This is a genomic window from Kineosporia sp. NBRC 101731, from assembly GCF_030269305.1.
Classification (GTDB): Bacteria; Actinomycetota; Actinomycetes; order Actinomycetales; family Kineosporiaceae; genus Kineosporia.
In genome coordinates, this window is record NZ_BSTC01000003.1 from 480134 (window position 1) to 492473 (window position 12340).

General features: G+C 69.7%; 8 protein-coding genes. 5 read left to right on the plus strand and 3 right to left on the minus strand.

Annotated elements, in window-relative coordinates:
* Window positions 1–263: 263 nt before the first annotated feature.
* On the minus strand, window positions 264–4568 hold the full coding sequence (locus QSK05_RS12105; protein WP_285597171.1) for an FtsK/SpoIIIE domain-containing protein: 4305 nt from the start codon (window positions 4566–4568) through the stop codon (window positions 264–266).
* Between the two features lie 278 nt (window positions 4569–4846).
* On the opposite strand from QSK05_RS12105, the gene QSK05_RS12110 reads away from it, so the two are divergent.
* From QSK05_RS12110 to QSK05_RS12125, 4 genes are read left to right on the plus strand one after another with little or no spacing between them, the layout of a single operon-like run.
* Window positions 4847–6073 (plus strand): extracellular solute-binding protein, encoded by a 1227-nt coding sequence (locus QSK05_RS12110; protein ID WP_352300950.1) that lies wholly within the window; start codon window positions 4847–4849, stop codon window positions 6071–6073.
* Window positions 6070–7215, plus strand: coding sequence for an ABC transporter ATP-binding protein (locus tag QSK05_RS12115; protein WP_285597174.1), 1146 nt, complete (start codon window positions 6070–6072; stop codon window positions 7213–7215). The genes QSK05_RS12110 and QSK05_RS12115 overlap by 4 nt, the downstream gene beginning before the upstream one ends.
* An 8-nt stretch (window positions 7216–7223) precedes the next feature.
* Window positions 7224–8153, plus strand: coding sequence for an ABC transporter permease (locus tag QSK05_RS12120; protein WP_352301047.1), 930 nt, complete (start codon window positions 7224–7226; stop codon window positions 8151–8153).
* Entirely contained in the window at window positions 8150–9031 is an 882-nt protein-coding gene (locus QSK05_RS12125; RefSeq protein WP_285597177.1) for an ABC transporter permease, read from the plus strand. The genes QSK05_RS12120 and QSK05_RS12125 overlap by 4 nt, the downstream gene beginning before the upstream one ends.
* Here the strand turns inward: QSK05_RS12125 and QSK05_RS12130 are convergent.
* Together QSK05_RS12130 and QSK05_RS12135 are read right to left on the minus strand one after the other, a co-directional pair.
* Window positions 9000–10337: an NtaA/DmoA family FMN-dependent monooxygenase gene (locus QSK05_RS12130; RefSeq protein ID WP_285597179.1), complete on the minus strand. Its 1338-nt coding sequence runs from the start codon at window positions 10335–10337 to the stop codon at window positions 9000–9002. The two genes, QSK05_RS12125 and QSK05_RS12130, sit on opposite strands and share 32 nt — an antisense overlap.
* On the minus strand, window positions 10334–11167 hold the full coding sequence (locus QSK05_RS12135) for a helix-turn-helix transcriptional regulator (protein WP_285597181.1): 834 nt from the start codon (window positions 11165–11167) through the stop codon (window positions 10334–10336). Before QSK05_RS12135 ends, QSK05_RS12130 begins: the two co-directional genes overlap by 4 nt.
* A gap of 115 nt (window positions 11168–11282) precedes the next feature.
* Here QSK05_RS12135 and QSK05_RS12140 point away from each other — a divergent pair, with 115 nt between their 5' ends.
* The gene (locus QSK05_RS12140; RefSeq protein WP_285597182.1) at window positions 11283–12338 is read left to right on the plus strand and encodes an aldo/keto reductase; all 1056 of its coding nucleotides are present in this window, start codon (window positions 11283–11285) and stop codon (window positions 12336–12338) included.
* The last annotated feature ends 2 nt before the right edge of the window (window positions 12339–12340 follow it).

The following is a 12340-nucleotide window of genomic DNA, read 5'->3' on the forward strand; positions in this document are numbered from 1 at the left end:
CGGCCGGGGCTGGTGGTGTGTCTCATCTCACCGAGGGTGGGTGGGTGATGCCTAGCTCCGCGGTTCTGCCGGATCGAGGGGGTGGTAGGTGGCGGGATCGTGAAAATAATTGATGGGTAGGCGATTATGCGTGTGGTGGGGGGACCTGGTGCACGAGGCTGCAGGTCCACCACCGACCCTGCCGGTCGGGTACCTGAGCTGGACATCCCGATCTCGAACCTCGGCCTCGCCGGCAGTGTTGGTCGCGCTCCCCGCTCCGGTGGTCACCGGGTCGGCGAGGCCCCCTGAATCTGCTGCACCACCCGCCGCGCCACCACGTACCCGCGCCCGGGCGGCACCGGCAGGATCTGGTCGCGCTCGAGCGTGAGCCCCAGCTGCCGGGCCGCGAAAACGCCCATGGGGGAGAGCACCAGCCGGGTTCCGCCCTGTACCGAGGCCTCGACCACGCGGGCCAGGCCGCGCACGGCGCCGTCGAGGACGGGTCCGGCGTCGCCGCACAGCACCAGGGCACGTTTACCGGCGGAGGCGGGGTCGGCCAGCTCGTCGAGGAGGGTCGGGGCGGGGGCGAAGTTCTCCATCCGCGCCTCGATCTTCATCTGGTCGAAGTCGTCGACCACCACCACGTAGGGGTCGCCGTCGAAAACCGCTGCCGCCTCGTGCAGTTTCTCGTCCGTCCACGCGGTCCCGGCCAGGATCTGGAGATCGGGGTCGGGGGTGATGAGGCGGTGCAGCGGTGAGCGCGGGGGCGCGATGGCGATGACCGGGACCCCGGCCTGACGCAGACCGTGCACGACGGCGGCGGCCGACGTGCTGCGTCCACTGCCGGCGGGCCCACTGATCAGGAGCAGGTGGGGGTCGTCACCGAACAGGTCCACCCCGATGGGTTCGACCTGGGCGCCTCCGCGACCCAGGGGGATCCAGGTGGACGTGGTGGCGGCGGTCCAGAGAGTGCGGTCGCTGAGCGGGACCTGGGTCGGGAGACGGTCGAAACGCCGTGCCGCGTTGGCGAACCGGCCGGCAGGGACGGTCCAGGGCTCGGGCGGGCCGACGTGGACGATCTGGGCGTGGCAGCCGCTGGCGGTCTCGATGCCGCGCCCGGCCAGGGGCGGGGGCGGGCTGAACGAGCCGCCGACGGCGGAACGGCGGGTCGACTCGCTGGGGAAGGACAGCAGCAGACGACGGTTGTAGAGATCGGGCAGGCGGCTGTTGAGCATGACCTGGCCGCCGGTGACCACGACGTGGACGCCGACCGGGGTGCCGGCGGAGATGACGTCGTACAGGGTGGTGAGCACGCTGGTCTCGTCGAACAGGCCCTGGCCACGGTGTTCCAGGTCTTCCCAGCCGTCGACGACGAGCATGATCGCGGGCTGCGGGCCGGTGTCGGAGAAGCGTTCGCGGGTGCGGCGCTGGACCTCCTGGCCGAGCCAGGTGACCAGGCGCCGGATGCGGTCGGGCTCACCACTGTGCATGACGGCGCCGACCTGCGGCATCTCGCCGTACGGGGTGAGTTCGCCGTCGCGATTGGCGATCACGTAGACATGGACCTGGTCGGGGCGGTAGCGCGCGGCGCTGCTCAGGAGGGCGCGCAGGGCGTTCGTGCGGCCGGACTGGGGCCCACCGGCGATCATCCAGCGGTCGGTGCCGGTCAGGTCGAGGGCCAGGACGGGCTGCTCCTGGTTCTCCGGGTCGTCCGCGAGCGCGAAGGCCAGTTCTCCGGGCGCCGCCTGCCGGGTCGCGGCGTAGCGCAGGTCTTCCGGGCGTAGCTGCGAGGGAAGGGGCGGCAGCAGAGGACGCTTCGACATCGGGATGCGCGCGGCGGTACAGGCCGCCTCGACGGCGGCGATGGCCAGCGTCTGATCGGTCTCGCGTTCGGCGTGGTTCACCCGGCTCTCGGGGCGCGGCAGGCCGAGGACCGACCAGTCGACCAGGCGGATCTGCGCGGGCCGGCTGGTGCCGTCGGGCGGCGGGTTGCCGAGGTAGCCGGACTGGAACGGACGCGGCTGGCGGTTCTCGTCGAGGGTGCAGATGATCATGCCGCGGCCCTTGAACCGGCCGGGGATGGTGACGGCGTCGGGCACACCGAGAACTTCGACGCTGTCGGACTTCTCGTTCTGGCGCAGGGTGATGCGCAGGCTGATGTTGTTTTTCATCTCGGGCGAGAGCTTGCCCTGCAGCGACTGCGTGGCGAAGACCAGGTGCATGCCCAGGGAGCGGCCCTTACCGGCGACCGCCATGAGTTCCTTGGGGAAGTCGGGGGAGGTGTCCATGGCCCGGGCGTACTCGTCGAACACCATGACCAGGCGGGGGAGCGGGGGCAGGGAGGCGTCGCGGGTGCGGGCCTTCCAGTAGTGGTCGATCTCGCCACCGTGCCGGCCCAGGATCGATTCCCGGCGCCGCACCTCGGCCCGCACCGATGCCAGCACCCGCTGGGCGGCGGCCTCGTCGAACTTCTGGGCGGGGTCGTCCTCGGTGTTGCGGATGAGGGCGACGACGTGGGGGCAGTGCTCGAAGGGCAGGAACGCGCTGCCGCCCTTGAAGTCGACGAGGACCAGGTTCAGTTCGTCCGGGCGGTTGGCCAGGATCAGGGAGGTCACCAGGGTCTGCAGCAAGATGCTCTTACCGGCGCCGGTGGCCCCGGCGAGCATGGTGTGGGGGCCCTGGCCGGCCAGGTCGACGGTGACGGGGCCCTGGGCATCGGCGCCGAGCGGCACCTCCAGCGTCGGGCCCGGGTTCTCCTTCCACAGCCGCAGCACGTCTTCGGTGGCGGGCCGGCCGATGCCGAGCAGGTCGAGGAACCGCTGCGGGTAGGGCAGGGCGCCCGGGTCGTCGCGGGCGCTGAGCCGGTCACGCATCGGGGCCAGGGCCCGGGCCAGCATCTCGGCGCGCGGGCCGGTGACGCGCTCGGGCTCGATCACGTCGGCGGTCTCGTTGCGCTGGCGCCAGGCGGTGACGGTGTCGTCGTCGAGCCGGATCAGGCCGCGGCAGTCGATCATGTCGCGGGTGTCGATGCAGATCGAGTAGACGCCGACCCGGGGGCCGTCATGCAGGAGCTCGCGGATACCGGGCACCTTGCGCAGGGTCAGCGCCCCCTGCAGGACGACCACGACGTGCTGGTCGAAGCGTGGGGCGTACTGATCACGCAGAGCGTCTTCACGCTGGGCGATGAGCTGCTTGAGTTCGTCCAGGCGGGCGGCCCGGGTGGCGTGGGTGACGCCGATGGCGCACGGGGTCTCGGTGCCGTCGCCGACGGCGACGTGGGGCAGCCAGCGGGTCCAGGCCAGGTCGGTGTCACCGTCGGGGGCGAGGACGATCAGCCGCAGGTCGTTCGGGCTGCACAGGGTGCCCAGCTGGGTGAGCAGCCAATTGGTGACGGGGGTGGTGCGGTCGGGCGGTCCCACCAGCCCGAGGACGCCGGTGGTGCGCAGGTCGACGGTCCAGGGAACGCCGTGCACCTGGGGTTCGGTGAAACCGGGCCAGGGGTCGCCGCGCAGGTCGAGGGCGGCCGGGCCGCTGTGCCGGCCGACCCGCAGCAGGAGGGCGTCGTCGGCCTCGGCCTCGCGGGGCCACAGGCCGCGCACCGCGCCGGAGGCGGTCATCGCGACCGAGTCCGGGTCGGGCGCCTGGGCGTGACGCACCCGGGTCTCGGTGACCGTGGCCTGGTCGATCTGGGTACGGATGCGCTCCTTGGCGGCCTCGAACTCCTGGGTCTTGGCGCCGCGCTGACGGCGCTCGGTGAACCAGGTGACGCCCATGGTCAGCGGCGTGAAGGCGGCGAACAGCAGCATGGTGGGCTGCTTCATCACCAGGGCCATGGTGACGCCGAGGGCCATCGGGACGGCCATCGCCATGATCATGGCCTTGGCGCCGCTGCCGGCCGGGGGCGCGCTGGGGAAGTTCAGCGAGACCCGGGCGACCTGGGGGGTCGGGGCGAAGGCCCGGTCGAACTCCAGGCGGGCGTCGGCGGTCCGCCCGACGTGAACGGGCGGGCCGGGGGAGGCGCTGACCTCGAGCACGTCGTCGCCCACCTGGAACCGGTCGCCGGTGTCGAGGCGGTGCAGGCCGACGATCCGGGTGCCGGAGACCCGCACCCCGTTGGCCTTCTCGGCGGAGTCGCTCACCGTCACGGTGAGACTGTCGCGGGAGGCGGTGATCTGGGCGTGCTGCCGCGACACCATCGGGTCGCGCAGCTGGATGTCGCACGACGCCGAGCGCCCGAGCCAGTTCTCGCCCGGGCGCAGCGAGAAGGATCGCCCGGCGTCCGGTCCGCTGAGCACCCGCAGGCGGCCGACGAGGTCGGGCGCCACGGGGCGGGTCAGGGGGCCGGGGCCCCCGATGCTCAGGTACGAGCCCACGGTCAGCGGGCAGAACTCGAGCTCCTCGTCGGGGTCGAGTTCTTGATCGCCGACGAAACACGGCCGGCCGCCGATGTCGAACGGCAGCGAGGTCAGCAGTGACCGCACCGAACTGTCAGGTTCCGCACTGACCTCGATGTCGTGCGCCGTACCTCGTTGCTGATCCAGCACCGTCAGCCGGAAGATCACCTTCGCCCACCCCAGATCGCGCCCCACCTGCATGAAAATCCCCGGCCGGGATCCTAGCCCGATTCGAGAAGTAGGGGAGCAATCGTCACGCTGAGTGGGCCGGTAGGTGCTTTGGGTGTCGGCGCCCAGGCGCGCAGCGGCCGGTTCGGGGCCCGCGTCCGGTGCTTGAAATTGCGTTTTTCCGAAAAGTTTTCGACGCTGACACCTCGTTGACAGGCCTCTGCAAACGGTTGCATGCTGCTCTAGCAGTTCCGGCAAAACGGACATGATCGCCCTTCTCGGCGCTGACGAAGGGGAACATCCTCATGAGCATGAGCCGCCGCCAGATTCTGGCCGTCACGGCCACGGCAGCGATGGGAGCCGCGGTTTCCGCGTGCGGATCGCCGGACTCACCGGGATCCGGTTCGCCGGTCGCGGGGACCGCCGAGGCCGTACCCGCGGCGCCGGAGAAACCCGTGGTGCTGAACATTCTCGATGTCGCGGGCAATCTGCAGCTGACCCAGCCGATGATCGACGATTTCGTGAAGAAGAACCCGAAAGTCATCTCGAAGGTGACCTACGCGACCGCCACGGCCCCCGACCTGGTCGGGAAGATCAAGGCCCAGCAGGGAGCCAAGCGGGTCAGCATCGGGCTGGTGCTCACCGGTACCGACGGTCTGTCCGCCGGGATCGAGCAGGGGCTCTGGCAGCAGTTGCTGCCGGTCAACGAGAAGCTGCTCTCCAACATGGGCACCTACCAGGAGCCCGCGGCGAACATGCAGAAGCTCGCCGGTGACAGCGGTGTCGTGGTCACCTACTACCCCTCCGGGCCGCTCCTGGAATACATGCCCGACCGCGTCCCCGAGCCCCCGACCACCGCGGAAGAGCTTCTGGCGTACGCCAAGGCGAACCCGGGCAAGGTCGAGTACGCCCGCCCGGCCAACTCCGGCCCCGGTCGCACGCTGCTCATGGGCCTGCCGTACGTGCTGAGCGACTCCGACCCCCAGGACCCGGTCAAGGGCTGGGACAAGACCTGGGCCTACCTGGCCGAACTGGCCAAGTACATCGACCGGTACCCCTCCGGCACCACCCAGACGATGAAAGACCTGGCCGGTGGCACGGTCGACATCATCGCGAGCACCACCGGCTGGGACATCAACGCGCGCGCCCTGGGTACCGTCCCGCCCGAAGCGAAAATTACTACCCTGAAAGGATTTCACTGGGTGACGGACGCGCACTACGCCGTCGTCCCGCGCGGTGTCACCCGCGACCAGGAGGCCGCCGTGATCGCTCTGGTGCAGAACATGCTGACCCCGCAGCAGCAGGCGAAGGCGTACGACACCGGCTACTTCTACCCCGGCCCGGCCGTGGAGGGCGTCGACGTGTCGATGGCCCCGGACAAGAGCCGCCAGGTGCTCGACACCTACGGCCGTCCGGAGTACGACGCGCTGATCGAGAACAACCCGAAAGAGGTTCCGCTGGCTGCCGAGGCGCTGGTCACGGCGTTCGACACCTGGGACCGTACGATCGGCGGCTCCAAGGTGGAGAAGTGACCTTTTCCCAGCTGCGCCTGGAGAACGTCGGGCGGCGCTTCGCCGGCACCGACGCGCTGCAGCATCTCGACCTCACCATCCAGCAGGGCGAGTTCATCGCCCTGCTGGGCCCTTCCGGCTGCGGCAAGTCCACCGCCCTGAACTGCCTGGCCGGTCTGCTGCCGCTCAGCAGCGGGCGGATCTGGCTGGACGAGCAACGGATCGACGTGCTGGCCCCCGAACGCCGCGGGTTCGGCATGGTCTTCCAGAACTACGCCCTCTTCCCCCACCTGACCGTGCGCCGCAACATCGAGTTCGGGCTGCGCATGCGTCGTCTGCCCAAGCCCGAGATCGCCCGCCGGGCCACCCAGGCCCTGGAACTGGTGCACCTGGAGGACCAGGCCGGCAAGCTGCCCGGCCAGCTCTCCGGCGGGCAGCAGCAGCGGGTGGCCATCGCCCGGGCGGTCGCTCTGGAACCCTCCGTGGTGCTGATGGACGAGCCACTGTCCAACCTCGACGCCAAGCTGCGCCTCGAGATGCGCACCGAGATCCGGCGCCTGCACCAGAGCCTCGGCCTGACCACGATCTACGTGACGCACGACCAGGAAGAGGCCCTCTCGATGGCCGACCGCCTGGTGGTGCTCCGCCAGGGCCAGGTCCAGCAGATCGGCACCCCTGAGGAGTTGCACTCACAACCCCTCAGCTGGCCCGTGGCCGACTTCATGGGCTGCCGCAACCTGTTCGCGGGCTCTCTCATCACCTCGGCGGCCGACCGGGGAGAAACAGCCATGGTGGACGTCCTGGGGCTGCGCATCGAGGGAACCGCGGCTGCGCGCGTGGAGACTCCCGATGCGGTGGCCGTAGGGATCCGGCCCGAGGACATCGAGGTCGCCCCGGTCTCCGGGCCGCACACGGTGGACGCCACGGTCTCCGTGGTGGAGTACCAGGGCCGGGAGTTCGCTGTGGAGGCCCTCACCGGCCCGGGCCTGAGGCTGCACATACGCACCACGGCCCGTCTGGTGCCCGGCGATCCGGTGGCCCTGCGTCTGCCGCCCGAACGCCTGCTGGTCTTCCCCGGCGGTGCCGACCTGCCCCGGCCGGTCGCCCCGCTCGGCGAGGAGATCACGCCCGACCTCCCGGCTGATGCGGGTGCTCCGGCATGACCACTGGCATGACCACCGGCATGGCCACCACCGAACCGCCGGCCGCCTCGTCCTCCGATCGGGCCGGTCTGCGTCATCGCCTGGCCGAACGCGGCATCGACGCCCGCCTGCTGCTGCTCCTGCCCGGCCTGGTGCTCGTCATCGCCCTGTTCGTCTACCCGTTCGTCTACGGCCTGGGCCTGTCGTTCCAGCCGATGGACGGCGGCGGCCCGTTCGAGAACTACCGCCGCTTCTTCGGGGACGCCTTCCAGCGGGCCACGATCGGCAAGACCCTCTGGCTGGCCCTGCCCGCCGCCCTGCTCAACGTCGCCGCCTCCGTCCCGATCGCCTACCGGCTGCGCGGACGGTTCCGGGGAAAACGACTCCTCACCACCATTCTCGTCATCCCGATCACCCTCGGAACGGTGCTGACCGCCGAGGGTCTGCTGAACTTCGCCGGCCCCTCCGGCTGGCTCAACCGGGCCCTGCAGGGCATCGGCCTGATCGACGAACCGCTGCGCCTGGTGAACAACTACTGGGGTGTCTTCTTCTCCCTGATCATCAGCGGATTTCCCTTCGCCTTCCTGCTCATCCTGAGCTACCTGTCCGGCATCGACCCGTCCCTCGAACGCGCCGCCGCGTCGCTGGGCGCAGGCGCCTGGAACCGCTTCCGCCTCATCACCCTTCCCCTCCTGGCACCCGGGCTGGCCACCACGTTCTGTCTCACCTTCGTCCTCGCGTTCAGCGTGTTCCCCTCCGCGATCCTCGTCGGCGACCCCACCGGCTCCACCCGCGTCATCTCGATCGCCGCCTACCAGGCCGCCTACGAGCAGTACGACTACCCGTTCGCGTCGACCATCGCGATCGTCATGGGCGTCATCGAACTCGCCGTGATCGGGGTGGTACTGGCCGCCCGGTCACGCCTCTACACCGGCACCACCGGAGGCAAGGGCGCATGAGAACCACCCTCATCCCTGACACTCAGGACATCCGCGAGCCCGCACCCCGCCGCCTGGTCGCATCCCCCCTGGCCTGGCTGGTCTGGGGCGCCGTCGGCTTCTTCCTGCTGGCCCTGCTCGGGGTCGTCGCCTCGGTCGTCGTGAACTCCCTGGGCAACCGCTGGTTCGATACCTGGCTGCCGTCGGGCTGGACCACCCAGTGGTACCGCGAGGCCTGGGCCGCCTTCGACCTGTTCTCGGTGATCGTCACCACGCTCGAGGTCGCGCTCGCCGTCGTGGTGCTGTCGGTCGTCGTCGGCGTGCCCACCGCGTACGTGCTGGCCCGCCGCACCTTTCCCGGAAAACGACTGATCTTCCTGCTGTTCCTGTTGCCGATCATGATGCCGCCCATCACCTACGGCATCCCGCTGGCGACCGTGCTCTACAAGATCGGCCTGGCCGGCAACCTCAGCGGCGTCATCCTGGCCAACCTGGTGCCGTGCGTGCCGTTCGTGGTGCTGACCATGACCCCGTTCATCGAGCAGATCGACCCGGCCATCGAGAACGCCGCGAGAATGTCCGGGGCCGGGACCTTCTCGGTCTTCACCCGGATCCTGGCGCCGCTGCTGCTGCCGGGCATCCTCGCCTCCGCGATCCTCGTGCTGGTGCGCACGGTCGGGATGTTCGAGCTGACCTTCCTGACCGCCGGCCCCACCTCGACCACCCTCGTCGTGGCCCTGTTCAACTCGATGAACGCCGCCGGCATCCGGGCCCAGCAGTCCGTCGACGCGATGGCCGTGGTCTACATGCTGGTGATGCTCGTGCTCCTGGTCACGGCCCTGCGCTTCGTCAACCCGACCCAGCTGGTCAGCCAGGTGAAGGAAGAACCCCCGGAGTAGTGCGGAACCACGATGTACGTCGCCCCCCGAGGTGTTCCCGCAAGGTGCTGCCCGTGTACTCGGTGCGGAAACGACCGCGCTGCTGCAGGATCGGGACGACCTGGTCGACGAAGGTGGACAGCTCGTAGGGCAGCGTCGAACCCATGACGGTGAAACCGTCGACGGCGCCGGCGTCCTGCCACTCGATGATCAGGTCGGCGAGTTGTTCGGGTGTGCCCACGAAATGGTTCTGGCCCGCTCCGCCCTCGATGTGTTGTGCGACCTCCCGCAGCGATGCCTCCGGCCGGGCCGCGGCAGCCGCGTACAGTAGCTCGGCGCGGCTGGAGGGGACGCTCCCGGCCGGTGGGGGCAGCGGTAGGTCGGGGTCGAAGGCGTCGGGGTCGAGACCCGCTGTGTAGAGCGCGTTCTGCCAGCGGAACTCCGGGCTGGACAGTTCTTCCAGCGTGCGGGCGCGCTCGCGGGCCTCGGCCTCGGTGCTGCCCAGGGTCACCATCAGCGCGGGCAGTACGAGCACCTGATCCGGGCGACGGCCTGCCTTCACCACCTGCTCGTGCAGGGTGGTGCGGAACTTCACCGCGGCCTCCAGTGACGGCGGCCCGGAGAAGACCAGCTCGGCGTACTTCGCCGCGAGCCCCACGCCGGCCGACGACTGACCCGCCTGCACGAGTACCGGACGTCCCTGCGGGGAACGCGGGAACGGCAGGATGCCGTCGACGTCGTGGAACTGCCCGTGGAAGTGCGGGTCGTGAACCTTCGAACGGTCGGCCCACATGCCCCGCTCCCGGTCGCCGACGAGCGCGTCGTCGTCCCAGGCATCCCAGAGGCGAGTGACGACGTCCGCAAATTCGTGGGCCCGCACGTACCGTTCGGCCGGGTCGGGATGGCTCGTCTCACCGAAGGCGGCCGCCGCCAGCGGCGTGACCGTGGTGACGATGTTCCAGCCGGCGCGGCCCCCGCTCAGATGGTCGAGGGTCGCGAAGCGGCGGGCCAGGTCCCAGGGCTTGGCGTAGGTGGTCGAGCCGGTGCCGATCAGGCCGATGTGGCTGGTGACGGCGGCCAGTGCCGACAGGACGGAGATCGGGTCGAACTGGGTCTGGGGCAAATGAGTGACGCGGTACTCGGCGATCGCGAGATTGTCGGCGAGGAAGATGGAATCCATCAGGCCGCGCTCGGCGATCCGCGCGATCTCGGCGTAGTAAGGCAACCCCAGAACCTGGCGGACATCGTCGGGCACCACCCGCCAGGCCGACTCGTGGTAACCGTGCGGCCAGATGAAGGCATTGAAGTGCAAGGGTTTCGGGCTCATCGGGGGAGTAGCCTCTCCAGGGCCGCGCGGCCCTCGTCGTCGGCCGCCCGGAAGATGAGCAGCCGCTGGTCGGGATCCTGCATCGGTATGAGCATCTCGAAGTCCAGGGAGATGGTGCCGACCTGCGGGTGGTGCATGACCTTTCGTCCACGGCCCTGGCTGCGGACCTCCGGATCGGCCCACAGTCGCGCGAAGTCTTCGACGTCGGCGATGAATTCGACGATCAGGTCATTCAGTTGCGGATCGTCGGGATGCGCGGCCCAGGCGGTGCGCAGGTTGGCGATCCCGTCGCGCAGCACCTTCTCGCGGTCGGGATAGGACCGGCTGATTTCCGGGTGCAGCAGGCACAACCGCACCAGATTGAGTTCTGACGGCGGCAGCGTGTCGAAATCCACCAACAAGCGAGCCATTTCCACATTCCAGGTGAGAATGTCGTAGCGGTGGTTGAGCAACATGACCGGGAGCGGCGACAGGTCGTCGACGAGCCCGCTCAGGGACGCGGTCGCGCTGGTGGCGGGCCGGCCGGCCGTGCGGGGACGCTGCTGGGCCAGGTCGAAGAGGTAGTCGCGCTCGTCGGGGGCCAGGCGCATCGCCCCGGCCAGTGCCTCCAGCACAGCCACGGAGGGGCGCAGTCCCCGGGCCTGTTCCAGGCGCACGATGTAGTCGGTGCTGATGCCCGCCAGTTCGGCGACCTCCTCGCGGCGCAGGCCCGGGGTGCGCCGCGACTGCCGGCGCCGGGGCAGGCCGAAGTCGTGCGGATCCAGGCGCTCGCGCCGGGAACGCAGGAACGTGGCCAGCTCCTGCGTCCGGTCCACCGTGCGGGTCGTCATTCCCGGTCCAACAGCAGGGTAGGACTGGTATTCCCAGGAACTTCCTTCTCTGACCCCCGACTCCCGGTCGTCCCAGACTCGGTTTCACCACGGATCACCGACACCGGAGAAGATGATGACTCTGACGCTCGACACCTACCGCCTGCTGGGCCGCTCCGGCTTGCGGGTCTCCCCGCTGGCCCTGGGAGCGGCCACCTTCGGCACCGACTGGGGCTGGGGTGCGGACCGTGACGATGCGCGCAAACTGTTCGATCTCTACGTGGATCGCGGCGGCAACTTCATCGACACGGCCGTGACCTACACCAACGGTCAGTCCGAGCGCCTTCTGGGTGAGTTCGCCGCCTCGCGCCGCGAGAGCCTGGTGCTGTCGACGAAATACACCACGCTGCGCCGCCCCGGTGACCCGAACTCCAGTGGGAGTCACCGCAAGAGCCTGGTCGGTGCGGTGGAGACCAGCCTGCGGCAGCTGAACACGGACTACATCGACCTGCTCTACCTGCACGTGTGGGACTTCCGGACCCCGGTCGAGGAGATCCTGCGCAGCCTGGACGACATCGTGCGGCAGGGCAAGGTCTTGTACGTCGCGATCTCCAACACCCCGGCCTGGCAGGTGTCGCGGATGCAGGCGATCGCCGACCTGCGCGGCTGGTCGCCCCTGGCCGCCCTGCAGATCGAGTACAACCTGCTCCAACGCGACGGTGAGCGCGACCTGATCCCGATGGCCCAGGAGATGGGCCTGGGCGTCACCCTGTGGTCACCCCTGGCCGGAGGGGTGCTGACCGGCAAGTACCGCCGCGAGGACCTGCACACGGTGGCTATTGATGACGGCACCCGAAAGAGTTTCAACCTCGCCCTGGGCGGGCTCGGCGAGCGCACGTTCGGCATCGTCGACGTGGTGAAGGAGATCGCTGCGGACCTGGGCCGCACTCCCGCCCAGGTCGCCCTGGCCTGGACCCTGCAGAATCCGGGCATCACGGCCCCGATCCTCGGCGCCCGTACCCCCGCCCAGCTGGACGACAATCTGGGGGCCCTCGACGTCGAGTTCACCGCCGACCAGCTGGCCCGGCTCGACGAGGTCAGCGCGATCGACCTCGGCTTTCCGCACGCCATGCTGGCGAGCGACCACATCCGGGCCCAGATGCTGGGGGACATGACCGTCGAGGCCCGCTGACG

Coding starts and splice junctions, on each gene's coding strand:
- QSK05_RS12120 (WP_352301047.1), top strand. CDS start 7,224: ATGACCACCGGCATGGCCACCACCGAACCGCCGGCCGCCTCGTCCTCC.
- QSK05_RS12130 (WP_285597179.1), bottom strand. CDS start 10,337: ATGAGCCCGAAACCCTTGCACTTCAATGCCTTCATCTGGCCGCACGGT.
- QSK05_RS12125 (WP_285597177.1), top strand. CDS start 8,150: ATGAGAACCACCCTCATCCCTGACACTCAGGACATCCGCGAGCCCGCA.
- QSK05_RS12140 (WP_285597182.1), top strand. CDS start 11,283: ATGACTCTGACGCTCGACACCTACCGCCTGCTGGGCCGCTCCGGCTTG.
- QSK05_RS12135 (WP_285597181.1), bottom strand. CDS start 11,167: ATGACGACCCGCACGGTGGACCGGACGCAGGAGCTGGCCACGTTCCTG.
- QSK05_RS12110 (WP_352300950.1), top strand. CDS start 4,847: ATGAGCATGAGCCGCCGCCAGATTCTGGCCGTCACGGCCACGGCAGCG.